This is a genomic window from Burkholderia vietnamiensis LMG 10929 (assembly GCF_000959445.1).
Classification (GTDB): domain Bacteria; phylum Pseudomonadota; class Gammaproteobacteria; order Burkholderiales; family Burkholderiaceae; genus Burkholderia; species Burkholderia vietnamiensis.
In genome coordinates, this window is sequence record NZ_CP009631.1 from 1,073,320 (window position 1) to 1,098,471 (window position 25,152).

Genomic DNA, 25,152 nt, shown 5'->3' on the forward strand with positions numbered 1-25,152 from the left:
TAGGGCGGGCGTTGATGCGGGTGGTCAGGCGGCTTCGCTGTACTGGCTCGGCCAGCGGCGCGGCTTCACGTCGGCGAGCGCCTTGGCGATCTCGGCGATGTGCTCGGGCGTGGTGCCGCAGCAGCCGCCCGCGAGGTTCACGAGCCCGGCCTGCGCGAACTCCTTCAGCAGGCCCGACGTGACGTCCGGCGTCTCGTCGAAGCCGGTGTCGCTCATCGGGTTCGGCAGGCCCGCGTTCGGGTAGCAGGACACGTAGGTGTCGCACAGCTTCGCGAGCTCGGCGATGTACGGGCGCATCAGCGCCGCGCCCAGCGCGCAGTTCAGGCCGAACGTGAGCGGCTTCGCGTGGCGCAGCGAATTCCAGAACGCCTCGACCGTCTGGCCCGACAGGATGCGGCCCGACGCGTCGGTGACGGTGCCCGAGACCATGATCGGCAGGCGCTCGCCGGTGTCCTCGAACAGTTCGTCGAGCGCGAACAGCGCGGCCTTCGCGTTCAGCGTGTCGAAGATCGTCTCGACGAGGAACAGGTCGACGCCGCCGTCGAGCAGCGCCTTCGCCTGCTGGTAGTACGCGGCGTGCAGCTCGTCGAACGTGATGTTGCGCGCGCCCGGATCGTTGACGTCGGGCGAGATGCTGGCCGTCTTCGGCGTCGGCCCGATCGCGCCCGCGACGAAGCGCGGCTTGCCGGGCGTCGCATGGCGGGCGGCCGATTCGCGCGCGAGGCGCGCCGATTCGACGTTCATCTCGACGACGAGGTCTTCCATCCCGTAGTCGGCCTGCGCGACGGTCGTCGCGCCGAACGTGTTGGTCTCGACGATGTCGGCGCCGGCCGCGAAGTACTGGTCGTGGATCTCGCTGATGATCTGCGGCTGCGTGAGCGACAGCAGCTCGTTGTTGCCCTTCACGTCGCGCGGGAAATCCTTGAAGCGCTCGCCGCGATACGCGGCCTCGTCGAGCTTGTAGCGCTGGATCATCGTGCCCATCGCGCCGTCGAGGATCAGGATGCGCGATTTCAGCAGCGCGGGCAGTTCGGCGCCGCGCGTGTAGCGCGCGTCGGGCGGGGCGGAAGCGGCGAGAGGGGACGCAGACATGGCGGCAGAGCGGCGAAGACGGGAAAACCGCCATTGTAGCCGCTGCGCCGGCGCGTCGCCCGCGCTCGCGCTGGGCGGCGGCCGTGATGCGCGCCACCGAGCGGGCCGGCGGCCGCCTCAAACGAAAACCCCCGCCCGGCGAACCGGACGGGGGCTTGGATCGGAGTGCTCGCGGGGCCGCGCAAGCGCGGCAAACGGCCCGGCGTGGCGCCGGGCCGCGCGTCGTCAATGCAGGACGACGGGCATCATCATCAGGCTGTCGAACTGGCCGAGGAATTCGTCCACTTCGTCGAGCGACGGCTCATCCTCGATCAACTGCTTCACGTGGGCGCGGAATCGCTCCGCGAGTTCGCCGTCGATGAAGATCTCGCGCTGCGCGTTCTTGTCGACGATTTCGTATCCGCCGGCATTCATCAGATGGTGGCCGGCCTGCGGCGCAAATTCGACGACGCAGTAATTGGGGCTGTTGTAGATCATTTGCATGGCGGCACTCCTCTTCGCAGTGGCATCTGGCCTTGTTGTCCCGTAGGTGGGGTAGCCTTTGCCGGTTTCAAGGGGCTTGCGCTGCACACCCCGTTCTCCCGTTCGCGTGGGGTGTATCGGGTTAGAAGCCGATGTCTCTAAAACGTTTCCTATTGTGATCCGGTGCACTGAAATAGTTGTTAAAGAGTGTCATCGGCCATTTTTTTAATACCTTTAATCGGTCGAAATTGCCGATCGGTGCGGCTTCATTGTGCAGGCGGCGCGGAGGCGGGCGTCGCGTCCGCCGGCGCGGGCATAGGCGGTTGGGCCGACGGCTGCTCGGATGGCCGTTGCGTAGAGCCAGCCGGCTCGATTGCCGGCGCGGCAGATGCCGATGCCGGGGCAGGCGCGTTCGTTGCGTCCGGCGCCGTGCCGTCAGCCGGGGCAGCGGGAGCGGGCGCGGTCGATGCAGCCGGTGCAGCCGGCGGCGCGAGCGGGCCGTGCCACACGAGCTCGATCTGCGCGCCGTTCGGTTCGGTCTGCATCAGCCGCGCGGGCAGCCAGCCGAGCGACGGCGCGAGCCACATGTCGATGCGGCGCGTGTCGCCCGCGCGGCGCGGCAGCCGCATGAAGTGGCGGGCGCGCACGATGCCGGCCTGCGTGTGCACGTCCTCGTCGCCGATCACCATGATCGGCCAGGTCTCGCCGTTGTTGTTGTCGATCACGAAGAACTGCTGCGTGACGCCCGGCCGGTACGCCGACGGATTGCCGCGCACGAGGCCCGACAGTTGCATCAGCATGCTGAAGCGATCCTGCACGCCGTCGGGCAGCGGCGCGTTGTTCGGCGTGCGCGTGAACACGACCTGGTGAATCTCGCGGTTGAAGATCGCAATGTCCTCGGGGCGCTTGCCGCGCTGTTCCACATATCGGTCGGGCGCGACGCCGAAGGCGTCGATGCGGCCTTCGCTGCGGTACGTGAACGGGCCGATGAACGGCACCGGCATCGACACCGACAGATCGTACGTGCGTCCGTCGTTGCGCCAGTGGATCGTGCCGATCATGTTCTGCATTCCGTTGTAGAACGTGTCGTATTGCAGGTCGCCGGACGGCGGCGCGTCGAATTTCACGCCGCTCGTCGCGGGGCCTGGCGTCGCGGCGCTCGCGGCCGATGCTGCTTGCGCGCCGGACGCGCCAGCCGTGCCGCTCGCTGCCGACGCGGCCGATGCTCCCGATGCCGCAGCAGGCGACGGCTCGCCGTGCTCGGCGGTCTGCGTCGACGTCAGCACGCGCGGCTGCGCCGGCGCCGGCTTGCGCGCCGCGCGGGCCGGCTTCGCGGGCGCGGCGGCGGCCGCGGCCGGCGCGTCGACCGGTTTCGACGCGGGCCGGCGCTCGATCGGTTGCGGCTTCAACAGCTCGATCTGCACCGGAATCTCGGCGGGCGCGGGCGGCGTGAACGCGTCGCGATTGCGCGCGAGCCACCACGCGGCGAGCGCATGCAGCACCAGCACGACCACGAGCGCGACGCCCACGCGCAGCCAGCGGCGGGGCAGGACGTGACGAGGACGGGGGGCGGCAGGCGGCATCGACGAAATGGAGCGGAAGGAAGGCCATGGCGCAGCGGACGTGCCGCGCGTCACAGCTCGGACCGCCGCGCGCGCCGCGCGTTCGCGTGCATCGCGGGCAGGGGCGCGCGCCGCCCGTCAGGCGTCGCGCGCGTCCGGACTATAGCCGAGTTCGTACGACAGTTTTTGCGCGCAAGCGCGCAGCGCGGTGTCGATCTCGCCGCCCCACGCGATGTCGAAGCTGCCTTCCTGGCCGAGCGCGACGACCGCGAGCGCGAGTTCGCCGACCGCATCGAACACCGGCATGCAGAACGCGTGGATCGTCGGCAGCAGCATCCCTTCGACGCGCGCGGCCCGATGCGCGCGCACGTCGGCGAGCACGGCGTCGACTTCGGCGAGCGTGCGCGGGCCGCCGTGATGCGGCGAGCGCCGCGTATCGGCGAGCTCGCGTTCGATCATCGCGGCCGTCTTGCTGCGCGGGAGGTACGCGGCGAACAGCAGGCCCGTCGCGGAACCGAGCAGCGGCATCACGTCGCCGAGCTTCAGCGACGCCTTCGCCGGATGGCTCGATTCCATCCAGTGCACGATCGTCGGGCCCTGGTTGCCCCATACTGCGATGCCGACCGTCTGGTCGACGCGGTCGCGCAGCTCGGTGAGCGCGATGCGCGCGAGCTTCACGCCGTCGACACGCGCGAGCCGCGCGAGCCCCATCTGCAGCGCGAAGCCGCCGAGTTCGTAGCGGCCCGACACCGGATCCTGCGACACGACGCCGAGCCGCGAGAAGCTGACCAGATAGCGGTGCGCCTTCGCGGGGCTCATGCCCGCGCGCTGCGCGAGGTCGCGCAGCATCATCGCGCGCGGCTCGCGCGTCAGCACGTCGAGCAGGCGGAAGCCGACCTCGATCGACTGGATGCCGGAGCGCAGCTTCTCGCCGCCTTCGCCGTGCTCGCCGGAGCCGGCGTCGTCGGTGTCGGAATCGGCGAGATCGTCGTCGGGAAGCGGGCTGGCGGGCATGGGCAACGGCGCGCGGCAAGGCGGCAAGGATGGAGCGAAAACGGCGCGCATGCGAGCGTGCGCGCCGCACGGATTCACCATCGTAAAATAGATTCCCTCCATCGTCACTACAACGGCAGACCCCCATGAAACTTGCATCGCTGAAGGACGGCACGCGCGATGGCCAGCTGATCGTCGTGTCGCGCGACCTGCACACCGCGGCGATCGCCGACGCGATCGCCCCGACGCTGCAGCGCGTCCTCGACGACTGGGCGTTCTACGCGCCGCAACTGCGCGAGCTGTACGACGCGCTGAACCACGGCCGCGCGCGTCACACGTTCGCGTTCGACGCGGCGAACTGCATGGCGCCGCTGCCGCGCGCCTTCCAGTGGGCCGACGGCTCCGCCTACGTGAACCACGTCGAGCTCGTGCGGCGCGCGCGCGGCGCCGAGATGCCGCCGGAGTTCTGGACCGATCCGCTGATGTACCAGGGCGGCAGCGACGACTTCCTCGGCGCGCGCGACGACATCGTGTGCGCGTCCGAGGAATGGGGCATCGACTTCGAGGCCGAGGTCGCGGTGATCACCGGCGACGTGCCGATGGGCGTATCGCCGGACGACGCGCTGAAGGGCGTGCGGCTCGTTACGCTGGTGAACGACGTGTCGCTGCGCAACCTGATTCCGGCCGAGCTCGCGAAGGGCTTCGGCTTCTTCCAGAGCAAGCCGGCCACCGCGTTCGCGCCGGTCGCGGTGACGCTCGACGAGCTCGGCGACGAATGGCGCGACGGCCGCGTGCACCGGCCGATGATCGTCCACTGGAACAACCGCAAGGTCGGCCAGCCGGACGCGGGCGCCGACATGGTGTTCCATTTCGGCCAACTGATCGCGCACGCGGCGAAGACGCGCAACCTGCGCGCCGGCTCGATCGTCGGCTCGGGCACCGTGTCGAACAAGGACGCGAAGCGCGGCTACTGCTGCATCGCCGAGAAGCGCTGCCTCGAGACGATCGAGCACGGCGCGCCGCAGACCGACTTCATGCGCTACGGCGACACCGTGCGCATCGAGATGTTCGATGCGGCCGGCAAGTCGATTTTCGGCGCGATCGAGCAGGCCGTCGCGCCGCCCGACGGCGCGGCCTGACGTACGGCGCTGACGCGCGGTCTGACGCGCGCGCCGCGGCCGGCCCGCGCGCCGGGTTTCGCCCGATGTTTGCCCGCGCGGGCTTGGCTACACTCGATTCAGGCGTTTCAACCGACCCACGAACCCGGGAGCTGGGCATGGCCGATCTTGCCGCCTATGGCGGTTACGAAGCATTGAAGGTGACGCGTCGCGCGCATGGCGTGCTCGACATCGTGATGAGCGGCGAGGGCGCGAACCGCAGCGGCCTCGCCACCGCGAACGCGCGGATGCATCGCGAGCTGGCCGACATCTGGCGCGACGTCGACCGCGATCCCGACACGCGGGTCGCGGTGATCCGCGGCGAGGGCAAGGGCTTTTCGGCGGGCGGCGATCTCGCGCTCGTCGAGGCGATGGCCGACGACTTCGACGTGCGTGCGCGCGTGTGGCGCGAGGCGCGCGACCTCGTCTACAACGTGATCAACTGCAGCAAGCCGATCGTGTCGGCGATGCATGGGCCGGCGGTGGGCGCGGGGCTCGTCGCGGGCCTGCTCGCCGACATCTCGATCGCCGCGAACGACGCGCGCATCATCGACGGCCATACGCGGCTCGGCGTCGCGGCCGGCGATCATGCGGCGATCGTCTGGCCGCTGCTGTGCGGGATGGCGAAGGCGAAGTACTACCTGCTGCTGTGCGAGCCGGTGAGCGGCGCCGAGGCCGAGCGCATCGGCCTCGTGTCGCTCGCGGTCGAGCCGGACGAGTTGCTGCCGAAGGCGTACGAAGTGGCCGAGCGGCTCGCGCACGGCTCGCAGTCGGCGATCCGCTGGACCAAGTACGCGCTGAACAACTGGCTGCGCAGCGCCGGGCCGACCTTCGATTCGTCGCTCGCGCTCGAATTCATGGGTTTTTCCGGGCCGGACGTGCAGGAAGGCATCCGTTCGCTGCGCGAGCGGCGCGCACCCGATTTCTCCCCGGACGCGCCGTTCTGACGCGCGCTATGATCGAATCACACGCGGCGCGGCCCGTGCCGGCCGCTTCGCTCACCCAGTCAACCAGGATGCCCGTATGACGACCGATGCCCCCGGCTCCAATCCTTTCGCCGGCTTCGCCGGCTTCAAGCCCGCCGACATGCTCGACCGGATGTGGGACATGATGCGGATGTCGCCGTTCGGCGGGATGGCGTCGTTTCCCGGCGCCGCGTCGGGGCTGCCGCCGTCGCTGTCGAGCATGTCCGACATGATGACGCCGCTCACGAGCGTCGAGGAGCTCGACAAGCGGATCACCGATCTGCGCGCGGTCGAGCAGTGGCTCAAGCTCAATCTCGGCATGCTGCAATCGGCGATCCAGGCGCTCGAGGTGCAACGCGCGACGCTCGCGACGCTGCGCGCGTTCGGCGCGTTCGCGCAAAGCTCGATGTCGGCCGCCGAGGAAGCCGCGGTCGCGGCGGCGCAGGCCGCGTCCGCGCCGCGCGCCGAGGCGAGCCAGCCGGCGCCGGACGCCGACGCGCCCGCGGCCGGCGACGCCGCGCAGCAGCCGTTCGATCCGGCCGGCTGGTGGAACCTGCTGCAGACGCAGTTCAACCAGCTCGCGAGTCTCGCGATGGCGCAGCCGGGCGCGCAGCCCGGGGCGCCGGCCGACGCGGCGCCCGAGCCGGCCGCGGGTGCGCCGGCACCGGCGGCGGCTGCGGCACCGGCTGGGTCGGCGGGCGCGGGCGCAGCCGCGCCACGCAAGCCGGCCGCGAAGCGGGCGAAGCCGGCCGGCTCGGCGGCCGCGCGCGCGGCCGCGGCGTCGTCGCCGGAAACGCGTCCGCCGAAGCGCTCGACGTGACGCTTCGCACCTAGCCTGCAGGCCGACCATGCGACTCGCGCTCGTGCTGATGGGCGGCGGCGCACGCGCCGCGTATCAGGTCGGCGTGCTCAAGGCGCTGGCCGAGATCGCGCGCGAGGCCGATCCGCTCCGGCATACGACGCCGTTCGCGGTGGTCTGCGGGTCGTCGGCCGGCGCGATCAATGCGACGTCGATCGCGAGCCACGCCGACGATTTCTCGCACGGCGTGCGGCGCCTGCTCGAGTTCTGGGAGCCGCTGCGCGCCGACTACGTGTATCGCACCGACTGGCTCGGCATCGCGGCGGCGGGCGCGCGCTGGCTCGCGACGATGACGTTCGGCTGGGCGGCGCGCCGCTCGCCGCGCGGGCTGCTCGACAACGCGCCGCTCGCGCACCTGCTGCAGCGCGAGCTGAGCTTCCACCGGATCGAGCAGATGCTCGAGAGCCGGCTGCTGCATGCGCTGTCGATCACCGCGCTGAGCTACTCGAGCGGCCGCCATCTGACCTTCTACCAGGCCGCCGAGCCGATCCAGGCATGGCGGCGCGCGCAGCGCACCGCGCGACTCGTCGATCTGTCGGCGTCGCACCTGCTCGCGTCGTCGGCGATTCCGTTCGTGTTCCCCGCGGTGCCGCTCGTGCTCGACGGCCAGATCGAATACTTCGGCGACGGTTCGATCCGGCAGGTCGCGCCGCTGTCGCCGGCGATCCACTTCGGCGCGGACCGGATCGTCGTGATCGGCGCGGCGGATCCGCGGCCGGAAATCCCGGCGCCGAACGGCTCGGGGCTGGTGCGCGGCTATCCGACGCTCGCGCAGATCGGCCAGCAGGTGCTCGCCAGCGTGTTTCTCGACTCGATCGGCTCGGACATCGAACGCATCGAGCACATCAACCGGATGATCGAACACCTGCCGCACCAGGTCGAACTGGACAGCGGCTGGCGGCACGTCGACGTGCTCGCGATCGCGCCGTCCGAGCGCATCGAGCTGATCGCCGCGAAGCACCTGAAGCAGATGCCGGTGACGATGCGCGGGCTGCTCGGCGCGGTCGGCGGCAGCCAGCCGGCCGGCGCGTCGTTCGCGAGCTATCTGCTGTTCGAGGAGGCGTTCACGCGCGAACTGATCGAACTCGGCTACCGCGACGGCCGCGCGCAGCGCGACACGCTGGCCGCATGGATCGCGGGCGCCGACGGCGGCAGCGCGGCGGTGCCCGGCGCCCGGTCCGAAGACGGTCGGCCGGCTGGTGAAATGCGGGTCTGATGCGATGTCGCGCGGCTCGACGCGGCGCGACCGCGCGAGGCCGGTGACGTCGAGCACAGTCGCCCCACCGTTTTCCAGCTGCGCGGCGACTGCGAGCAGTGCGCCGGCGCAGGCGCCCGTTGTGTTTCGCGACGCGCGCCCCGCGACCGTTCGTCGCACCGCCATTGGCGGCGCGCGACCGGGCGGGCGTCTCGGAACCGTCATGCCCGCGTGCTATCATGGCCGCCGCCGTATACACCATATCGAGCAGTCTGCTTGCCGGCCGCTGTGCGCGATTCCGCCTGGAGCCGCGTCGCGCCGGGCAGGTTCGCCAACGGGCCGGCTTGCGCCGGCCACCACATCGGGCACGCGCAGCCGGTTCCGTTCGAACGGAGCGGGGCCGCGGCGTGCTTCAGGGCGGCAGCGCGGCCGCCCGGCTGCCGGACGTGGAATCTGCGTCCGGGGGCCGGTTTCCCGCGTAAAATTAGAGTCTTGGCTGCAAAAAGCGCGTTCGCGCGCCGCTGCGGCAACAGTCACGTTTAGAGAAGTCGCATTGCGCAGAACAGGGGTGGGACCATCATGAACACCATGCTTTATCCGGAACTTTACAGGTCGCTCGAGGCAGTCCGCTGGGACATGGAGAAGGACATTCCGTGGGACAAGTTCGACGCATCGCTGCTCACCGACGAGCAGGCGAAGACGATCAAGATGAACGCGATCACCGAATGGTCGGCGCTGCCCGCGACCGAAATGTTCCTGCGCGACAACCAGCACGACAGCGATTTTTCCGCATTCATGAGCGTGTGGTTCTTCGAAGAGCAGAAGCATTCGCTGGTGCTGATGGAATACCTGCGCCGCTTCCGGCCGGAAATGGTGCCGACCGAAGAGGAACTGCACGCGGTGCGCTTCGAGTTCGATCCGGCGCCGCCGCTCGAAACATTGATGCTGCACTTCTGCGGCGAGATCCGCCTGAATCACTGGTATCGCTGCGCGGCCGACTGGCACACCGAGCCGGTGATCAAGCACATCTACGAAACGATCTCGCGCGATGAAGCGCGCCACGGCGGCGCGTATCTGCGCTACATGAAGAAGGCGCTGAACAACTGCGGCGACGTCGCGCGCGCGGCGTTCGCGAAGATCGGCGTGCTGATGGCGTCGGCGCGCCGCACCGAGAAGCCGCTGCACCCGACCAACCTGCACGTGAACCAGGCGCTGTTCCCGCGCGACACCGTGCAGTCGCGCCTGCCCGATCCGGAATGGCTCGAGCGCTGGCTCGACGAGCAGATCCGCTTCGACGGCGAGTGGGAAAAGAAGGTCGTCGACCGCATCCTGCACAACCTGTCGATCCTGTTCGAGCGCACCTTCGCGACCGCGCAGGAGCTGAACCGCTATCGCAAGGAAGTCACGAACCGCCTGCAAGCCGAAAGCGGCCCGTCGTCGGCCGCGCAGCCGGCCTGAGGCCGCGCGGCGTCGCAGCCGGCGCGATGCTGCGCCGGCCGCGTTCGCCGTCGTTCGACGCATGAAGCCCGCCCGGTGGTCCGGCGGGCTTTTTATCTGGCGCCGCCGCGTTGCGTCGCGACGCGCAGCGTGTGCCGCCCACGCCATCCGACCTTCATCATGCCCGCTACTTTCGAACGCAAGCTGATCACCCGCGACGCGCTGGTCGCCCTGCGCGCCTCGCTGCCTTCGCCCGTCGTCTTCACCAACGGTGTGTTCGACATCCTGCATCGCGGCCACGTCACGTATCTCGCCGATGCGAAGGCGCTCGGCGCCTGCCTGATCGTCGGCGTGAACAGCGATGCGTCGGTGCGCATGCTCGGCAAGGGCGACGATCGCCCGATCAATCGCGACGACGACCGGATGGCGCTGCTCGCGGCGCTGGAGAGCGTCGACTGGGTCGTGAAGTTCGAGGAGAAGACGCCGGTGTCGCTGATCGAGGCCGTCCGTCCGGACATCCTCGTGAAGGGCGGCGACTACGACATGGACGCGCTGCCGGAGTCGGCGCTCGTGCGCGGCTGGGGCGGGCGCGCGCTCGCGATTCCGTTCGAGCACGATCGGTCGACCACGGCGTTGCTGAAGAAGGTGCGCGCGCAGCAGCCTTGAGCCGCCGCGCACCGCACCGTCACGGCGCCGAGGCCGGCAACGGCTCCGCAGTGACGGCCGGCGCGGCGATCGGCGCGCCGATCACCGGCTGATCGGTCGCCTGCGCGAGCGGCGTTGCCCGCAACACCTCCGGATGCACCTGCCGCTCCAGCACGCCCGGTTCGCGCGGGCCGGCCGCCGGCAGCGGCCCGAACACGCCGCGCACCGCGACGAACGCGAGCATGTTGGCGAGAAAGAGAACAGCGATCAGCCAGCGCAGCATCGTCGACACTCCTCTTCATGGTTCAGTCGTTCCGCCGTCCGGCGCAATGCCGTCCGGGGTGCGTCAGTCCCGCGCCGCGCCCTCCGCGGCAATCAGCGCGAGCCCGGACAGAATCAGCCCGTCGTGCCGCGTATGCGGCAGCGTCAGCGCGCGCGCGACGTCGTCCGCCGCGCCGCCCGCCAGCACGAGCCGCACCGGCGCCTGCCACGCGGCGGCGAGATCGCGGCACGCGCGTTCGATCAAACCCGCCTGCGCGTACAGGCAGCCGGCCGACAGCGAGCGCGGCGTGTCGATCTGAAACGGTTCGGCGCGCGCGTCGGCGAGCAGCCCGCTCGCGATGTCGGTGCTCAGCGTCGGCAACTGTGCGGTGTGCGTGCCGAGCGCGCGCATCATCAGCGCCCAGCCGGGCGCGATCAGCCCGCCGGTGAAGCGGCCGTCCGCGCGCAACGCTTCGAGCGTCGTCGCGGTGCCGAACGTCGCGATCAGCAGGTGCTCGTCCGGGAACGCCGCATGGGCGCCGATCAGGCCGGCCCAGCGATCGCTGCCGAGCTGCTCGGGCGACGTATAGCCGTTCGTCACGCCGCACTGCGCGGCGCGCGCGCGGATCGTCGTGCGCGGCAGCGCCGGCCACTGCGCGTCGAGCAACGCGTCGAGGCGGGCGGCCACGTCGGCGCCCGCGACGTTCGAGATCCACGCGCCTTGCGGATGCGGCAGCGCCGACCAGTCGGGATCGGCGCCGCCGTCGCGCGTATGGCCGAACGCGCCGCTCGCGACGAGCGTGCGCTGCGCGTCGGCGAGCGCCCATTTGATCCGGCTGTTGCCGGCGTCGATCAGCAGATGCGGTGCGCTCATTGCGCTTCGCGCAGCGACACGTCGCCGGCGGCGATCGCCTGCACGCCGTCCGGCGTGTCAAGCAGCAGGCGGCCGGTCGCGTCGATGCCCGTCGCGATGCCGCGCGCGCGCTCGACGCCCTGTTCGAGCAGCACGACCTCGCGTCCCGCATAGGCGTGCAGCGCGTGCCAGCGCGGCACGAATGGCGCCAGCCCGTCGCTCGCGAACTGGGCGAGCGCCGGCGTGAGCGCGTTCAGCGCCGCAGCGAGCGTGTCGGTGAGATTCGCCGATGCGCAAGCCGCGGACAGCGCGGCCGGCGGCAACCCGCTCGCGAGCGCCGCGTCGCGCGCGCGCAGCGCATCGACCTGCGCGGCGACCGCTTGCGCGCCGCGCACGTTGATGCCGAAGCCGATCACGACCGCGGTGGCGTCGTCGGTGTTCCACACCGTCTCGATCAGGATGCCGGCGAGCTTGCCGGCGATGCGCGTGGTGTCTCCTTCGGTGCTGGTCAGCAGCAGGTCGTTCGGCCATTTGAGCGCGACGCGCGTGCCGCCGTCGAGCGGCAGCGTCGCGAGCCCTTCCGCGAGCGCGACGCCGATCGCGATGCTCAGGCCGCCGAGCGCGTCGACGGGGCGCGGCACGATGCAGCCGACCGAGCACAGCAGCGCGTTGCCGGGCTGCGCGAACCATGGACGGCCTTGCCGGCCGCGGCCGGCCGTCTGCTCGAACGCGACGCGCACGAGCGGCGCGGGCAGCGCGTTCGCGGTGCGCGGCAGCGCCTTCAGGCGGTTTGCCAGGTCGGCGTTGGTCGAGCCGGTGGCGGCGACGATGTCGAGCGGCCACGCGCGCGGCGCGGCGTCCAGATGGGCGTCGAGCCGGTTGCGCGCGATGTGCGCGTCGCCGGCTTCGGGCTTGTCGGAGGAGGTCGGGGCGTTCATGGCGCCTATTGTAGCGACAGGGCGCGGCCGCGCGTGCCGGGCGGCGCGTCGGGCGGGAGCGTGCGATCGGCGGTCGCACGCTCCCGCCCCGCCGTCACGGCGCGATCACCGGATGTTTCAATGCATGCGCGGTTTCGATCCACTGCGCGTGGAACTCGGTCGCGTCGGGCCGCAGCCCCAACTCGCCGTTGCGATACGCCATCGCGAGCGTCTGCACGGCTTCCGGCAGTTCATGCTCCGCCGCGCGGCGATACAGCGCGAGCGCGCGCGCTTCGTCGCGCGGCACGCCGCTGCCGTCGCGGTATGCGTTCGCGAGCATGAAGTCCGCGGCCGGGATGTCGGCGCGCGCGGCGCGCTCGAACCACTGCGCGGCCCGCGCGGGATCGGCCGCGGTGCCGTAGCCGCTGCGGTAGATCAGCCCGAGGTAGTACGCGGCCGCCGCTTCGCCGTGGCCGGCCGCTTCGCCGAGCAGCGCGCGTGCGCGCGCGTAGTCCTTCGGCAGGTCGCCGCTGCCGAGCAGCAGTGCCTTGCCGAGCGCGAGCTGCGCCCGTCGTGCGGCCGGTGCGTCGGCTTGCCCGTCGGCCCGTGCCGCGGTTTCGAGCCAGTTGCGCCCCTCGTCGCGCAGCCCCGCCTCGCGCGCGTCGACTAGCGCGATGCCGAGCGCAGCCTGCGCGTCGGCCGAGCCGCGGCGCGCGAGCGTGCGCAATTGCGCGAGCGCGTGCGGCTCGACGGCCTGCGCGACCATCGCCTGCCACTCGTCGATCTGCGCGGCGCTCGGCGCCGGGCCGGCCGCGCGCCAGCCGGTCGCCGCGACCACCGCCGCGACGGTCACGGCCGCCGCCGCCAGCAACGCGGCCGGCGGCAGCTTCGCGCGCACGAGACGCCGCACGGCGGCGGGGAAACCGGCCTCGGCCGGCCGCATGGTGCGGATCGGTTGCATCGTGGCTCGCGTCGTCATTGCGTGAGGTCGATCTCGTAGATGGCGAGGTTCTTGCCCGAGCCGTCGTCGGCGGCGACCTGCGTGAGGCCGGTCAGGCCGGCGGCCGTCGCGTCGGCGAGCCGGTTCGGCGCCGACGTGAACCGCACGTGCGCGAGCGAGCTGGCGAGCTTCGTGAAGCGCCAGCTGCGCTGCGCGCCGTCCGCCGCGCGCGTGATCGTGCCGCGCTTCTTGATGAACGCGATCAGCACGTCGCGGTTCGCGTCGGGCGACGCGAAGATCGTCTTGCTGCCGTCGAGGCCCGGGAAGTTGCCGCCGCCGCTCGCACGGTAGTTGTTGGTCGCGACGATGAACTGCGCGTTCGGGTCGAGCGGCGCGCCCTTGTACGTCAGGTTGCGAATGCGGCTGCCGACCGGCTGAGTGACGTCGATCTCGTAGGCGAGGTCGGCCGACGTGAACATGTCGAAGTTGTAGCCGGGGAAGCTGCTGACGAGCGGCTGCACGGTCGCCTTGGTCGGGTCGATCGTGTTGAAGCGCCTGGCGGCCGTCTCGAGCCAGTTCTTCACGTCGGCGCCGCTCACCTTCACCGCATACACGGTGTTCGGATACAGGTACAGGTCGGCCGCGTTGTTGATCGCGAGCGCGCCCGGCGCGACGTCGGTGTAGTCGCTGCCGCCGCCGAAGCCGCTCTTGAACGGCGCGCTCACCGACAGCACCGGCAGCGACGCGTACTGCGGCAGGTTCGCCTGCACGTAGGTCTTCACGTAGTCGGCCTGCGCCTCGTTGACGATCTGGATCGCGCCCGGATCGCCGACGTCCGCGAAGTACGAGTTCATCCGGTAGTCGGTCGAGCCGATCGGCGTCTTCACGTAGTCGATGGTCGCCTGGTGCTCGGCCGCGATCGCCGCGGACACCGACGGATCGGCCGCGACGTAGCTCTTGTCGGCGTTCTGGATCGGCCGCGCCTCGACGGTGGTCTGCGACTTGTCGACGCTCCAGGTCTTGCCGTCGAACTTCAGCCCGAGCTTGATCACGCCCAGATGCTTGCCCCAGTAGTTCGCCATCACGGTCGGCACGCCGTTGACGGTGCCCTTCACCTTGTCGACGCCCGGCAGGTTGAACTGCGCGACCGTGCTGTTCGCGTCGGGGAACACCTGGTGCGAATGGCCGATCAGCATCGCGTCGATGCCCGGCACGGTCGACAGCCACCAGCTGCCGTTTTCCATCGTCGGCGAATACGCCGTGTTGTCGAGCCCGCCGTGCGAGATCGCCACGACCAGATCGGCGCCCTTCGCGCGCATCTCGGGGATGTACTTCTCCGCCGCTTCCTTCAGGCCGGTCGTATAGACCTTGCCGTCGAGCCAGCGTTTGTCCCAGCTCATGATCGCGGGCGGCGTGAAGCCGATGATGCCGACCTTCACCGGCGCGCTGACCGTCTTGCCGTCGGGCGTGACGGCCGTGACCGTGCGCGTGAGGATCGTGTACGGCGTGAACAGCGGCGCGTTGGTCTTCGCGCTGATCACGTTGGCGAGCACCTGCGGGAAGTTCGGCCCCGCGCACTTCTTCTGCTGCGCGGGGGCCGGCAGCCCGTCGACGTCGAACGTGTTGCCGGTGACCTGCGACAGGTACGGCAGCCCGTAGTTGAATTCGTGGTTGCCGATCCCGCCGCCGTCGAATCTGGCGGCGTTCATCACCTTGTAGATCGCGAGCGTCTGGTCGCAGCCGAGCGGCTTCACGAGCGCCTGGTAGTCGGCCAGCGCGGTGCCCTGGATCGTGTCGCCGTTGTCGAGCAGCAGCGAGTTCGGATACTGCGCGCGCGCCTGCGCGATCAGCGTCGACACGCGCTCGAAGCCGAGCGAGTTGTCGGCGGCGAGCTTGAAATAGTCGTACGACAGCACGTTGGTGTGCAGGTCGGTCGTTTCGAGCAGCGCGAGCGTCGCCGTCGTGCCGGCGGGCGCCTGGGCCTGCGTTTGCGGCGCCGAAGCGGTGACGTCGTCGCCGCCGCAACCGGCGAGCGCGAACGCGAGGGAGGCGAGCGCGGCGGCGGTGCGCACGCGGCGGCGGGAAAGCGGGGGGAGACGCATCGATTGTCCTGTTCGGGTTCTGTTCTATGGGTCACGCGGTGCGCGGCGCGATGGCGGCGCGGGTGCCGACGGCCTGATGTGCGGCGCGTGAGAGTATCGAAAGGAAACATGACGGAAGAATGAAAGGTGGCGCGCCGCAGGCAGCGCAGGCACCGAAGGCACCTCAGGCGCCATTCGCCGCGGCAATGCGCCGCCGCACGGGCGTGGGATGGGCATCGTCACGTCGCGGCGCCGGGCGGTTCGATACAATGGGCGCTGACATTTTTTTGCAAACAACCCGCCCTTGGACATCGACACTCCTCCCGGGCTGTCCGTCGACGCCGGCGAACAGGGCCAGACGGTGCGCCTGTACGGCCAGTGGACCGCGCTCGCGCTCGCCCGCAATCGCGGCGCCATCACGCGCCGCGTCGCGGGCCTCGCGTCCGCGCGCCCGCGCGAATGGGATCTGTCGGGCATCGAGCGGCTCGACCACGTCGGCGGCCAGGCGCTGTGGCGCGTATGGGGCCGCAAGCTGCCGGCCGGCGTCGAGCTGAGCGACACGCAGCGCACCATCTTCGAGCGCATCGAGCGTCTCGACAGCCAGCGCGAGGCGCCCGAGCGCGTCGTGCGATTCGATCCGGTCACGCGCCTCGGGCTGGCGATCTTCACGTTCGGCGAGCATCTGCAGGGCGGCATCGCGATGTTCGGCCGCGTGATCCTCGACGCGCTGTCGGTGCTGCGCCGGCCGCAGACGATGCCGTGGAAGGAAACCTCGGCGAACATCTACAGCGCCGGCGCGCAGGCGCTGCCGATCACCGCGCTGGTCGCGTTCCTGATCGGCATCGTGCTCAGCTATCTGTCCGCGCAGCAGCTGCAGATGTTCGGCGCGAACCGCTACATCGTGAACATCCTCGGGCTGTCGGTGATCCGCGAGCTCGGCCCCGTGTTGTCGGCGATCCTGGTCGCGGGCCGCTCGGGCTCGGCGATCACCGCGCGGATCGGCGTGATGCGCGTGACCGAGGAGCTCGACGCGATGCGCGTGATGGGCATCCCGCACGGGCTGCGGCTGGTGCTGCCGCGCGTGCTGGCGCTCGGCGTCGCGATGCCGCTGCTGGTGATGTGGACCAACATCATCGCGCTGACCGGCGGCGCGCTCGCCGCGAAGTTCGTGCTCGCGATCGACTTCAACTATTTCGTGCGTTCGCTGCCGGGCGTCGTGCCGATCGCGAACCTGTACATCGGCGTCGGCAAGGGCGTCGTGTTCGGGATGCTGATCGCGCTGGTCGCCTGTCATTTCGGCTTCCGGATCAAGGCGAACTCGCAGAGCCTCGGCGAAGGCACGACGACGTCGGTCGTCACGTCGATCACGGTCGTGATCCTCGCCGACGCGGTGTTCGCGATCCTGTTTCAGAACGTGGGGCTCGGATGAGCACGTCTGACCATCCCGCCGCGCAGCCCGCGGCAGCCGGCGCGGGCGCGGCCGGCGCCGCACCTGGCGCGCCCGGCGGCGAGCTCGTGATCGAGGTGCGCAACCTCACCAAGCGCTACGGGCGCAACATCGTCCACCAAAAGCTCGACTTCGACGTACGGCGCGGCGAGATCGTCGCGATCGTCGGCGGCTCCGGCTCGGGCAAGACGACGCTGGTGCGGCAGATCCTCGGCCTCGAGCGGCCGACGTCGGGCACGATCAAGGTGTTCGGCGAGGATACGTCGACGATCGACGAAGCGAGCGCGCGGCTGATGCGCACGCGCTCGGGGATGCTGTTCCAGCAAGGCGCGCTGTTCTCGTCGATGACGGTGTTCGACAACATCGCGCAGCCGCTGCGCGAGCTCGGCCGCGTGCCGGCCGACCTGCTGCACGACATCGTGATGCTCAAGCTCGAGATGGTCGGGCTGCCGGGCAAGCATGCGTCGAAGATGCCGGCCGCGCTGTCGGGCGGGATGGTCAAGCGCGTCGGCATCGCGCGCGCGATCGCGCTCGAGCCCGAGCTGCTGTTCCTCGACGAGCCGACGGCCGGCCTCGACCCGCAGGCCTCCGACGAATTCGTCGAGCTGATCGGGACGCTGCACCGCACGCTCGGGCTGACCGTCGTGATGGTTACGCACGACCTCGACACGATGGTCGCGCTGTCGACGCGCGTCGCGGTGCTGGCCGATCGCAAGGTGCTGGTCGCGGCGCCGGTCGAGGAGGCCGCGGGCGTCGACCATCCGTTCATCCACGAATATTTCCTGGGGCTGCGCGGGCGCCGCGCATTGCAGGCGCTGCCGCCCGAGCGGCGCGCGAAGCTGCCGAAGGCGGCCCTCGAACCGGCGCTGTCGAGCGTCGAGCTGTAGACGAACGCATCAAGCAAGGAACCCGCGAATGGAAAACAAATCACACGCGTTCTGGGCCGGCCTGTTCACGATCGCGCTGACGCTGGCGATCGCGGGCACCGTGTTCTGGTTCAACGTCGACCGCACCGTGCGCGTGCCGTACGACCTGCTCGCGCGCACCAACGTGACGGGCCTGTTCCCCGATGCGGCCGTGCGCTTTCGCGGGCTCGACGTCGGCAAGGTGCAGTCGATCGGCTTCGACCGTACCCATCCGGGCCAGATCCGCATCCGGATTCTCGTCGACCACGACGCGCCGATCACGCAGTCCACTTACGGCAGCCTGGGCTTCCAGGGCGTCACGGGCATCGCGTTCGTGCAGCTCGAGGACACCGGCCGCGACCTCGCGCCGCTGCCGTCGTCGTCGAAGTCGATCGCGCAGATTCCGATGCGGCCGAGCCTGTTCGACCAGATCCAGGAGCGCGGCGACGTGCTGCTGCGGCAGCTCGAACAGGCGGCCAAAAGCGCGAACGAGCTGATGTCGCCGGAGATGCGCGCGCAGCTGCTCGCGACGGCCGCGAGCCTGCAGCACGCGGCGGACGGCGCGGCGGCCCTGTCGAAGCAGCTCGAGCCGGCGGTGGCCGCGCTGCCCGACACGATGCATCAGGTCGATCGCGCGATGGCGTCCGCGAACACGCTGCTGCAGCCGAACGGCCCGCTCGTCGCGAACCTGAACAAGGCCGGCTCGGCGGCCGAGCAGGTCGGCGTCGCGCTGAACGACCTGAACGCACGCGTGCAGTACGACACGCTGCCGCGCTTCAACGCGCTGGCGGGCAGCGTCGGCGATGCGTCGCGGCAATTGAAGGACGTCGCGGGTGAACTCGGCCGCAATCCGAGCAGTCTGTTGTTCGGCTCGCCCGGCCCCGCGCCGGGCCCCGGCGAGGCGGGCTTCGTCTGGCCGGGTACGACGGCCGCGAAGTAGCGCGCCGCCATGCGCTGCCGCCCGCTGTAACCCGCCGCCGCCGCGGCCGCCGTCGGTCGGCGGGCCGCGACGCCCGCGCGACGACGTCATCGAAACCGGAAACCTCATGCAGGAACATGCCATGCCACGAATCCTCGAACGCGCGCTGCGCCCGGCCGCGACCGCGCTCGCGCTGCTGACGCTCGCCCTCGCCGCCGGCTGCGCCGGCAACAGTGCGGCGCTGTCGAACGTCCGCTACGACCTCGGGCCGGCCGCGACGGTCGGCTCGACCGGCACGGGCTCGGCGCTGAAGGTGCTCGACATCGCCGCGCCCGACGCGCTCGACTCCGACAAGTTCGTCTACCGCCTCGCGTATGCGGACGCGCAGCGCACGGCCGTCTATCGCGACAGCCGCTGGACCGCGCCGCCCGCGCAACTGCTCACGCAGCGCCTGCGCGCGGCGTTGTCGTCGCGCGGCGCGGTGCTCGAAGGCTCCGACGGCGTGCGCGCGCCGACGCTGAAGGTCGACCTGACCGAGTTCGAGCAGGTGTTCGACGGGCAATCGCAGAGTCACGGCGCCGTCACCGCGCGCGCGACGTTGATGCAGGACGGCAAGGTGCTCGGTCAGCACACGTTCGTCTCGCGCGCGCCGTCGAGCACGCCCGATGCGGCCGGCGGCGCGAGCGCGCTGGCCGCCGCGAGCGATGAGCTGGTCGCGCAGATCGCCGCGTGGGTCGGCGTGCAGGCGTACGCGGGCACGCCGTGACGCGCGCCGCGCCGCCGCGATGAACGCGATACGCATGCCGCGCGCCTCGTCGCTCGCGCTGCAGGCGTTCGCCGCGTACGCGGCGCTCGTCGTCTATGCGTCGCTGTATCCGTTCGAAGGCTGGGTGTCGCTCGGCATCGGGCCGTTCGACTATCTGTTCGCGCCGCTGCAGCGTTACGTGACCGTGTTCGACGTGGCCACCAACGTGCTCGGCTACATGCCGTTCGGCGCGCTCGGCGTGCTCGCGCTGCATCCGCGCTGGCGCGGCGTCGCCGCGACGCTGGTGGTGACGGGGCTCGGCGTGCTGCTGTCGGGGACGATGGAGGCGCTGCAGACCTATCTGCCGACGCGCGTCGCGTCCAATCTCGATCTCGGCGCCAACGCGCTCGGCGCGCTGCTCGGCGCGTCGCTCGCGGCGCCGGCCACCGGCGCGCTGCTCGATCGCGGCGCGTTGCGGCGGCTGCGCTTCGCGTGGTTCGAGGCCAACGGCGCGACGCCGCTGCTGCTCGGCGCGCTGTGGCCGTTCGCGATCCTGTTTCCGTCGCCGTTCCTGTTCGGCATCGGCGACTGGCCGGCCGCGCTGTGGGAGCGCGCGGACCGGTCGATGCAGGACGCGCTGCTCGCCTGGCTGCCGGCCGCATGGCACGTGAGCGAATGGCCCGAGCGCGTGGACGGCTGGCTGTCCGATTCCGGATGGGAAGCCGCGCTCGGCGCGCTGATGCTGTTCGCGGCGCTCGCGATCGCGTCGCTGCCGATGCGCCCGAGCGCGCCCCGCGTGCGGCTGCTGATCGCGTTCGTCGCGGCCACGCTCGCGCTGAAGGCGGCCGCGACCTTCATGCAGTCGAGCACCGGCCTCGTCGTCGTGTGGGCGACGCCCGGCGCGCGGCTCGGCATCGAGCTCGGCTTCGCGGCGGCGCTCGTCGCGCTGCGCGTGCCGCCCGCGTGGCGGGCGCTGCTGGCGGCCGTCGCGCTGCTGGCGGGCGTCGCGCTCGTGAACCTGCTGCCGGTGAACCCGTTCTTCGACTTCACGCTGTCGGGCTGGCGGCAGGGCCGCTACGTGCACTTCAACAGCCTCGCGCGCTGGCTCGCATGGATCTGGCCGTACGCGGCGCTGCTCTGGCTCGGCCAGCGCGTCGAGCATGCGTGGCTGCCGGGGCGGGGGCGGCGCTGATCGGTGCTGACCGGTGCTGACCGGTCCTGACCGGAGCTTGACCGGAGCCGGGTTGGTGCTGCGCCCGGGCGGCGCCGGCTCGCCGCCCGGCGTTCCGGCCGCCGACGTTGCCGCGCGCCGGTCGCTATAATCGAGCGCACCTCCGTTGCACCTGCGACGGCTCTCGCCCCTCTTTGCGTCCGGCATCGCGCCGGGCCGCTCGTCACCATCATGGATTCCTACTACCAGCACCACGTCTTCTTCTGCCTGAACCAGCGCGAACCGGGCGCCGAGCGTCCGAGCTGCGCGCAATGCGACGCGCAGACCATGCAGGAATACGCGAAAAAGCGCGTGAAGGAACTGGGCCTCGCGGGGCCCGGCAAGGTTCGCATCAACAAGGCCGGCTGCCTCGACCGCTGCGAGGAGGGGCCGGTGATGGTCGTGTATCCGGAAGGCACCTGGTACACGTACGTCGATCAGGCGGACATCGACGAGATCGTCGAATCGCACCTGCGCGACGGCAAGGTCGTCGAGCGCCTGAAGATCTGAGCGGGCGGCCCGGATGAACGTTCATACGCAGAAATCGCTGATCGCCGGCCCGGTCGGCCAGATCGAAATCGCGGTCGACCTGCCCGACGCCGTGCGCGAGCGCAGCGCCGCGCCGCGCGGCATCGCGCTCGTCGCGCACCCGCATCCGCTGTTCGGCGGCACGATGGACAACAAGGTCGCGCAGACGCTCGCGCGCACGCTGGTCCAGCTGAACTACGTGGTGTACCGGTCGAACTTCCGCGGCGTCGGCGCGACCGAGGGCGTGCACGACAACGGCATCGGCGAGGCCGACGACCTGCTCGCGGTGCTCGCGCACATGCGCGCGCAGCCGGGCCTCGCGGAGCTGCCGCTGGTGCTCGCCGGGTTCTCGTTCGGCACCTTCGTGCTGTCGCATGTCGGCAAGCGGCTGCGCGACGCGGGCGAGGCGATCGAGCGGATGGTGTTCGTCGGCACCGCGGCGAGCCGCTGGCAGGTGGCCGAGGTGCCGGAAAACACGCTCGTGATCCACGGCGAAACCGACGACACCGTGCCGATCGGATCGGTCTACGACTGGGCGCGGCCGCAGGAGCTGCCGGTCGTCGTGATCCCCGGCGCCGAGCATTTCTTCCATCGCAAGCTGCACGTGCTCAAGCGCATCATCGTCGACGCGTGGCGTTGAGCGGTTGAACCGAACCGGCCGCGATGTCTCGCGGCTGGGTTGTCGGGTTCTTGGGTTGCCGTCCGACGGATCGACTGCCCGGTAGTCTTGCGGCTCGACAGAGCGATGGGCAGCCGTACAGTCGTACAGCCGTACAGAGCGAGAGTCCGATAGCTCGATGGCTCGATGGATCGACGGATCGACGGCTTGTCAGATCGACAGATCGACAGATCGACGGCTCGCCCGACCGACAGGGCGACAGCCGGGCAGGGCAATAGAACGACCGCCCGTCTACGAGCCCGCCCCCGCACATCCCCATCCCGCACACCCCCGCCCCGCACCACCCACCCCCGCCGCCACGCTTCGAAATCCGAACGGCCGCGCAACTTGCACGCCGCCTGCACGCGCCTTTCGCGCGGCTTCGACGACGCTTGCCCGCTACGCAGCCGCGCTATCCTGCGCGAGCCGATGTGCGCCGACTTGCCGCCCGACTCGACGCCCGGTTCGCGAAAACGCCGTTCGCGGCCACGTATAATGGCCGCATTTCGCGTCGCCGGCGGCCCGGCTGGCCCATGCGGCGCTCGTTTCTCCGCCGCTGCGCCCGCTCGCGCGCGGCCGCGAACCGAACGCGTCCGCACGAGTCCAACCGCCGCGTTTCGCGCCGTCCGACGCAGTCGGGCGCATGCCCGGAACGCCCGCCGCCTTGCCGTTCAACCGTGCGCATTTCGCGCCGCACTTTCTGCCATCAGCCTGAATCGATCATGCGTCTGTCTTCCCAAGGCCTCAAGTCTCTCGCTTCTTCCATCGCCTTCGGCACCGCCGCGCGCAACGTCGCGCTGGGCGTGATGCTGCCCGTCGCGCTCGCGTCGACGATCGTCGTCGCCGAGGCGAAGCCGGCCGCCAAGGCCCGTGCCGCGCATGCCGCGCCGGCCGCCGCCGAGCAGTCCACCGGCGCGCCCGCGACCTTCATGCCGGGCGCGGTGCCGCCGCCGGGCGTGAACGCGCGCTCGTGGGTGCTCGTCGATGCGACCAGCAACACGGTGCTGGCATCCGGCAACGCCGACGAACGCGTCGAGCCCGCATCGCTCACCAAGCTGATGACGGCCTACCTCGTGTTCGAAGCGCTCGACAAGAAGAAGATCTCGATGGAGCAGATCGTCACGCCGAGCGAGGCGGTACGCCGCGTCGGCCGCGACGAGTCGCGCATGTTCATCGAGGCGAACAAGCCGGTGTCGGTGCACGACCTCGTCTACGGGATGATCATCCAGTCGGGCAACGACGCGGCGATCGCGCTGGCCGAACTGGTCGGCGGCAGCGAAGGGCAGTTCGTCACGCTGATGAACGACGAGGCGCAGCGCCTCGGCATGAAGGGCACGCACTTCGCCGACGTGAACGGCATGCCCGACCCGAACCACTACACGACGGCCGGCGACCTCGCGAAGCTGTCCGCGCACCTGATCCGCGATTTTCCGCAGTACTACGGGATCTTCTCGGAGAAGGAATTCAAGTACAACAACATCCGCCAGGGCAACCGCAACCGCCTGCTGTGGCTCGACCCGACCGTCGACGGCCTGAAGACCGGCCATACGCAAGCGGCCGGCTACTGCCTGATCGCGTCGGCCAAGCGCGCGATTCCGGGCGTCGACGGCCAGCGCCGCCTCGTGTCGGTGATGATGGGCGAGCCGAAGGAGGGCGACCGCACCGCCGACAGCATGAAGATGCTGAACTACGGCTATAGCGCGTTCGACTCGGTGCGTCTGTTCAAGGGCGGCCAGGCGATGTCGACGCCGCGCATCTACAAGGGCAAGGCCAACACCGTGCAGGTCGGCGTGAAGGGCGACCAGTGGGTGACGGTGCCGCGCGGCTTCGGCGACAAGGTGAAGACGGAAGTCGACGTCAACGCGCCGCTGATCGCGCCGCTCGCCGAAGGCCAGCAGGTCGGCACGGTGAAGATCGTCGCCGACGGCAAGGCGCTGTCGGAATTCCCGATCGTCGCGCTGCAGGCGGTGCCGGAAGCCGGCATCTTCGGCCGCATCTGGGACTCGATCCTGCTGATGTTCAGCAAGAAGAAGTAAGCGCGACGGGCCTTTGTTTCCACGACTTCATCCCCATCTGATATCGCCATGAGCCAAGCCGAATTCGAACCGATCGTGTACCTCAGCGTGTCGTCGCAGGAGGAGCTGGTGCCGCTGTCGCAAGCGCGCGTGCCGGTGCTCGACCGCGGGTTCATCTTCGGCGACGGCGTGTATGAAGTCGTGCCCGTCTACGCGCACGACGGCGCGCACGTGCCGTTCCGGATCGATCAGCATCTGGAGCGGCTCGCGCGCAGCCTGAAGAAGATCGGCATCGACGATCCGCACGACGCGCCCGGCTGGCGCGCGCTGATCGAGCGCGTGGTCGAGGCGAACGCGCCCGGCCTCGGCGACGGCCATGCGCTCGTCTACCTGCAGGTCACGCGCGGCGTCGCGAAGCGCGGCCATGCGTTCCCGGCGCACGCGGTGCCCACCGTGTTCGCGATGACGAGCCCGCTGCGCCTGCCGTCGGCGGACGAGCGCGCGCGCGGCGTGCGCTGCGTGACGGCCGAGGATCGCCGCTGGCTGCATTGCGACATCAAGTCGATCTCGCTGCTCGGCAACGTGCTGATGGCGCAGCATGCGGCGGAGCGCGACGCGTTCGAGACGATTCAGTTGCGCGACGGCAACGTGACCGAAGGATCGTCGTCGAACGTCTGGATCGTGAAGAACGGCGAGCTGTTCGCGCCGCCGCGCAGCAACAGGATTCTCGAAGGCATCCGCTACGCGCTGCTCGAGCAGCTGGCCGACGAATGCGAAGTGCGGTTCGTCGCGCGCGAGATCAGCGAGGTCGAGCTGCGCGCGGCGGACGAGATCATGCTCACGTCGGCCACGAAGGAAATCCTGCCCGTCACGTCGCTCGACGACCTGCCGGTCCACGGCGGCACGCCTGGGCCGGTATTCGCGGCGTTGTACGACGCGTACCAGCGCGCGAAGGCGCGCGAGTTTGAACAGTTTGACCTAACCCGGAGAAAGTGATGAGCGAACCGACCAAAACCATCGAGGTAACCGGCGCGATCGATGCGCGGAAGGAGTCGCTGCTCGAGTTTCCGTGCGATTTCCCGATCAAGATCATGGGCAAGGCGCACCCGGAGTTCAAGGACACGATCTTCAAGGTCGTGTCCGTGCATGACAACGAGATCGACGTCGAGAAGATCGAGGAGCGCGCATCGAGCGGCGGCAACTACACGGGCCTGACGATCACCGTGCGCGCCACGAGCCAGGCGCAGCTCGACGACATCTACCGTGCGCTGACCGGCCATCCGATGGTCAAGGTCGTGCTGTGACG

Annotated in this window: 25 protein-coding genes; 16 read left to right on the forward strand and 9 right to left on the reverse strand. The window is 70.3% G+C overall.

Annotated features, from left to right (window positions below):
• Positions 1–24: 24 nt before the first annotated feature.
• The 4 genes from AK36_RS14870 to AK36_RS14885 form a co-directional block, all read right to left on the reverse strand.
• Positions 25–1,092, reverse strand: a complete 1,068-nt coding sequence (locus AK36_RS14870; protein ID WP_014723742.1) for a homocysteine S-methyltransferase family protein — start codon at positions 1,090–1,092, stop codon at positions 25–27.
• Positions 1,093–1,317: 225 nt separating this feature from the next.
• Positions 1,318–1,575 (reverse strand): BTH_I0359 family protein, encoded by a 258-nt coding sequence (locus tag AK36_RS14875; protein WP_006477667.1) that lies wholly within the window; start codon positions 1,573–1,575, stop codon positions 1,318–1,320.
• Positions 1,576–1,820: 245 nt separating this feature from the next.
• Positions 1,821–3,137 carry a DUF3108 domain-containing protein gene (locus tag AK36_RS14880; RefSeq protein ID WP_045578739.1) on the reverse strand — a complete coding sequence of 439 codons (1,317 nt, stop codon included), beginning with the start codon at positions 3,135–3,137 and terminating at the stop codon, positions 1,821–1,823.
• Between the two features lie 117 nt (positions 3,138–3,254).
• Positions 3,255–4,130: an IclR family transcriptional regulator gene (locus AK36_RS14885; protein ID WP_045578740.1), complete on the reverse strand. Its 876-nt coding sequence runs from the start codon at positions 4,128–4,130 to the stop codon at positions 3,255–3,257.
• Between the two features lie 125 nt (positions 4,131–4,255).
• Here AK36_RS14885 and AK36_RS14890 point away from each other — a divergent pair, with 125 nt between their 5' ends.
• The 6 genes from AK36_RS14890 (at position 4,256) to rfaE2 (ending at position 10,388) form a co-directional block, all read left to right on the forward strand.
• A complete protein-coding gene (locus AK36_RS14890) occupies positions 4,256–5,248 on the forward strand; it encodes a fumarylacetoacetate hydrolase family protein (protein WP_014723739.1) in 993 nt (330 codons plus the stop codon).
• A gap of 137 nt (positions 5,249–5,385) precedes the next feature.
• Complete coding sequence (locus tag AK36_RS14895; protein ID WP_045578741.1) at positions 5,386–6,213, forward strand: enoyl-CoA hydratase/isomerase family protein; 828 nt, start codon at positions 5,386–5,388, stop codon at positions 6,211–6,213.
• Between the two features lie 76 nt (positions 6,214–6,289).
• A complete protein-coding gene (locus tag AK36_RS14900) occupies positions 6,290–7,051 on the forward strand; it encodes a PhaM family polyhydroxyalkanoate granule multifunctional regulatory protein (protein WP_011886159.1) in 762 nt (253 codons plus the stop codon).
• 28 nt (positions 7,052–7,079) lie between these two features.
• Positions 7,080–8,306, forward strand: coding sequence for a patatin-like phospholipase family protein (locus AK36_RS14905; protein ID WP_011886158.1), 1,227 nt, complete (start codon positions 7,080–7,082; stop codon positions 8,304–8,306).
• Positions 8,307–8,864: 558 nt separating this feature from the next.
• A complete protein-coding gene (locus AK36_RS14910; RefSeq protein WP_011886157.1) occupies positions 8,865–9,743 on the forward strand; it encodes a ferritin family protein in 879 nt (292 codons plus the stop codon).
• A 159-nt stretch (positions 9,744–9,902) separates the two neighbouring features.
• On the forward strand, positions 9,903–10,388 hold the full coding sequence (gene rfaE2, locus AK36_RS14915; protein WP_011886156.1) for a D-glycero-beta-D-manno-heptose 1-phosphate adenylyltransferase: 486 nt from the start codon (positions 9,903–9,905) through the stop codon (positions 10,386–10,388).
• A 19-nt stretch (positions 10,389–10,407) separates the two neighbouring features.
• Here the strand turns inward: rfaE2 and AK36_RS14920 are convergent, their stop codons facing one another.
• The 5 genes from AK36_RS14920 to AK36_RS14940 form a co-directional block, all read right to left on the reverse strand.
• The gene (locus AK36_RS14920; RefSeq protein ID WP_011886155.1) at positions 10,408–10,650 is read right to left on the reverse strand and encodes a hypothetical protein; all 243 of its coding nucleotides are present in this window, start codon (positions 10,648–10,650) and stop codon (positions 10,408–10,410) included.
• A gap of 63 nt (positions 10,651–10,713) precedes the next feature.
• The gene (locus AK36_RS14925; protein WP_045578742.1) at positions 10,714–11,502 is read right to left on the reverse strand and encodes a type III pantothenate kinase; all 789 of its coding nucleotides are present in this window, start codon (positions 11,500–11,502) and stop codon (positions 10,714–10,716) included.
• Complete coding sequence (locus AK36_RS14930) at positions 11,499–12,419, reverse strand: biotin--[acetyl-CoA-carboxylase] ligase (protein WP_045578743.1); 921 nt, start codon at positions 12,417–12,419, stop codon at positions 11,499–11,501. Before AK36_RS14930 ends, AK36_RS14925 begins: the two co-directional genes overlap by 4 nt.
• Positions 12,420–12,513: 94 nt before the next feature.
• Complete coding sequence (locus tag AK36_RS14935) at positions 12,514–13,359, reverse strand: tetratricopeptide repeat protein (protein ID WP_034192575.1); 846 nt, start codon at positions 13,357–13,359, stop codon at positions 12,514–12,516.
• A 14-nt stretch (positions 13,360–13,373) separates the two neighbouring features.
• A complete protein-coding gene (locus AK36_RS14940; RefSeq protein WP_045578744.1) occupies positions 13,374–15,440 on the reverse strand; it encodes a bifunctional 2',3'-cyclic-nucleotide 2'-phosphodiesterase/3'-nucleotidase in 2,067 nt (688 codons plus the stop codon).
• Positions 15,441–15,723: 283 nt separating this feature from the next.
• On the opposite strand from AK36_RS14940, the gene AK36_RS14945 reads away from it, so the two are divergent.
• The 10 genes from AK36_RS14945 to AK36_RS14990 all read left to right on the forward strand — a co-directional run bounded on the left by AK36_RS14945 (position 15,724) and on the right by AK36_RS14990 (position 25,150).
• Positions 15,724–16,848 (forward strand): MlaE family lipid ABC transporter permease subunit, encoded by a 1,125-nt coding sequence (locus AK36_RS14945; protein ID WP_011886150.1) that lies wholly within the window; start codon positions 15,724–15,726, stop codon positions 16,846–16,848.
• A complete protein-coding gene (locus AK36_RS14950) occupies positions 16,845–17,753 on the forward strand; it encodes an ABC transporter ATP-binding protein (RefSeq protein ID WP_011886149.1) in 909 nt (302 codons plus the stop codon). Before AK36_RS14945 ends, AK36_RS14950 begins: the two co-directional genes overlap by 4 nt.
• A 28-nt stretch (positions 17,754–17,781) precedes the next feature.
• Entirely contained in the window at positions 17,782–18,711 is a 930-nt protein-coding gene (locus tag AK36_RS14955; RefSeq protein WP_011886148.1) for an MlaD family protein, read from the forward strand.
• A 121-nt stretch (positions 18,712–18,832) separates the two neighbouring features.
• A complete protein-coding gene (locus tag AK36_RS14960) occupies positions 18,833–19,456 on the forward strand; it encodes an ABC-type transport auxiliary lipoprotein family protein (protein WP_011886147.1) in 624 nt (207 codons plus the stop codon).
• Positions 19,457–19,475: 19 nt separating this feature from the next.
• Positions 19,476–20,627: a VanZ family protein gene (locus AK36_RS14965; RefSeq protein ID WP_045578745.1), complete on the forward strand. Its 1,152-nt coding sequence runs from the start codon at positions 19,476–19,478 to the stop codon at positions 20,625–20,627.
• A gap of 210 nt (positions 20,628–20,837) precedes the next feature.
• The gene (locus tag AK36_RS14970) at positions 20,838–21,155 is read left to right on the forward strand and encodes a (2Fe-2S) ferredoxin domain-containing protein (protein ID WP_011886145.1); all 318 of its coding nucleotides are present in this window, start codon (positions 20,838–20,840) and stop codon (positions 21,153–21,155) included.
• Positions 21,156–21,168: 13 nt separating this feature from the next.
• Complete coding sequence (locus tag AK36_RS14975; protein WP_011886144.1) at positions 21,169–21,813, forward strand: alpha/beta hydrolase; 645 nt, start codon at positions 21,169–21,171, stop codon at positions 21,811–21,813.
• Positions 21,814–22,553: 740 nt separating this feature from the next.
• Positions 22,554–23,867, forward strand: coding sequence for a D-alanyl-D-alanine carboxypeptidase family protein (locus AK36_RS14980; protein ID WP_045578746.1), 1,314 nt, complete (start codon positions 22,554–22,556; stop codon positions 23,865–23,867).
• A gap of 48 nt (positions 23,868–23,915) precedes the next feature.
• A complete protein-coding gene (locus tag AK36_RS14985) occupies positions 23,916–24,842 on the forward strand; it encodes a D-amino acid aminotransferase (RefSeq protein WP_045578747.1) in 927 nt (308 codons plus the stop codon).
• Positions 24,842–25,150, forward strand: coding sequence for an HP0495 family protein (locus AK36_RS14990; protein WP_011886141.1), 309 nt, complete (start codon positions 24,842–24,844; stop codon positions 25,148–25,150). Before AK36_RS14985 ends, AK36_RS14990 begins: the two co-directional genes overlap by 1 nt.
• The last annotated feature ends 2 nt before the right edge of the window (positions 25,151–25,152 follow it).

Coding starts and splice junctions, on each gene's coding strand:
- AK36_RS14870 (WP_014723742.1), bottom strand. CDS start 1,092: ATGTCTGCGTCCCCTCTCGCCGCTTCCGCCCCGCCCGACGCGCGCTAC.
- AK36_RS14875 (WP_006477667.1), bottom strand. CDS start 1,575: ATGCAAATGATCTACAACAGCCCCAATTACTGCGTCGTCGAATTTGCG.
- AK36_RS14880 (WP_045578739.1), bottom strand. CDS start 3,137: ATGCCGCCTGCCGCCCCCCGTCCTCGTCACGTCCTGCCCCGCCGCTGG.
- AK36_RS14885 (WP_045578740.1), bottom strand. CDS start 4,130: ATGCCCGCCAGCCCGCTTCCCGACGACGATCTCGCCGATTCCGACACC.
- AK36_RS14890 (WP_014723739.1), top strand. CDS start 4,256: ATGAAACTTGCATCGCTGAAGGACGGCACGCGCGATGGCCAGCTGATC.
- AK36_RS14895 (WP_045578741.1), top strand. CDS start 5,386: ATGGCCGATCTTGCCGCCTATGGCGGTTACGAAGCATTGAAGGTGACG.
- AK36_RS14900 (WP_011886159.1), top strand. CDS start 6,290: ATGACGACCGATGCCCCCGGCTCCAATCCTTTCGCCGGCTTCGCCGGC.
- AK36_RS14905 (WP_011886158.1), top strand. CDS start 7,080: ATGCGACTCGCGCTCGTGCTGATGGGCGGCGGCGCACGCGCCGCGTAT.
- AK36_RS14910 (WP_011886157.1), top strand. CDS start 8,865: ATGAACACCATGCTTTATCCGGAACTTTACAGGTCGCTCGAGGCAGTC.
- rfaE2 (WP_011886156.1), top strand. CDS start 9,903: ATGCCCGCTACTTTCGAACGCAAGCTGATCACCCGCGACGCGCTGGTC.
- AK36_RS14920 (WP_011886155.1), bottom strand. CDS start 10,650: ATGCTGCGCTGGCTGATCGCTGTTCTCTTTCTCGCCAACATGCTCGCG.
- AK36_RS14925 (WP_045578742.1), bottom strand. CDS start 11,502: ATGAGCGCACCGCATCTGCTGATCGACGCCGGCAACAGCCGGATCAAA.
- AK36_RS14930 (WP_045578743.1), bottom strand. CDS start 12,419: ATGAACGCCCCGACCTCCTCCGACAAGCCCGAAGCCGGCGACGCGCAC.
- AK36_RS14935 (WP_034192575.1), bottom strand. CDS start 13,359: ATGCAACCGATCCGCACCATGCGGCCGGCCGAGGCCGGTTTCCCCGCC.
- AK36_RS14940 (WP_045578744.1), bottom strand. CDS start 15,440: ATGCGTCTCCCCCCGCTTTCCCGCCGCCGCGTGCGCACCGCCGCCGCG.
- AK36_RS14950 (WP_011886149.1), top strand. CDS start 16,845: ATGAGCACGTCTGACCATCCCGCCGCGCAGCCCGCGGCAGCCGGCGCG.
- AK36_RS14955 (WP_011886148.1), top strand. CDS start 17,782: ATGGAAAACAAATCACACGCGTTCTGGGCCGGCCTGTTCACGATCGCG.
- AK36_RS14960 (WP_011886147.1), top strand. CDS start 18,833: ATGCCACGAATCCTCGAACGCGCGCTGCGCCCGGCCGCGACCGCGCTC.
- AK36_RS14965 (WP_045578745.1), top strand. CDS start 19,476: ATGAACGCGATACGCATGCCGCGCGCCTCGTCGCTCGCGCTGCAGGCG.
- AK36_RS14970 (WP_011886145.1), top strand. CDS start 20,838: ATGGATTCCTACTACCAGCACCACGTCTTCTTCTGCCTGAACCAGCGC.
- AK36_RS14975 (WP_011886144.1), top strand. CDS start 21,169: ATGAACGTTCATACGCAGAAATCGCTGATCGCCGGCCCGGTCGGCCAG.
- AK36_RS14980 (WP_045578746.1), top strand. CDS start 22,554: ATGCGTCTGTCTTCCCAAGGCCTCAAGTCTCTCGCTTCTTCCATCGCC.
- AK36_RS14985 (WP_045578747.1), top strand. CDS start 23,916: ATGAGCCAAGCCGAATTCGAACCGATCGTGTACCTCAGCGTGTCGTCG.
- AK36_RS14990 (WP_011886141.1), top strand. CDS start 24,842: ATGAGCGAACCGACCAAAACCATCGAGGTAACCGGCGCGATCGATGCG.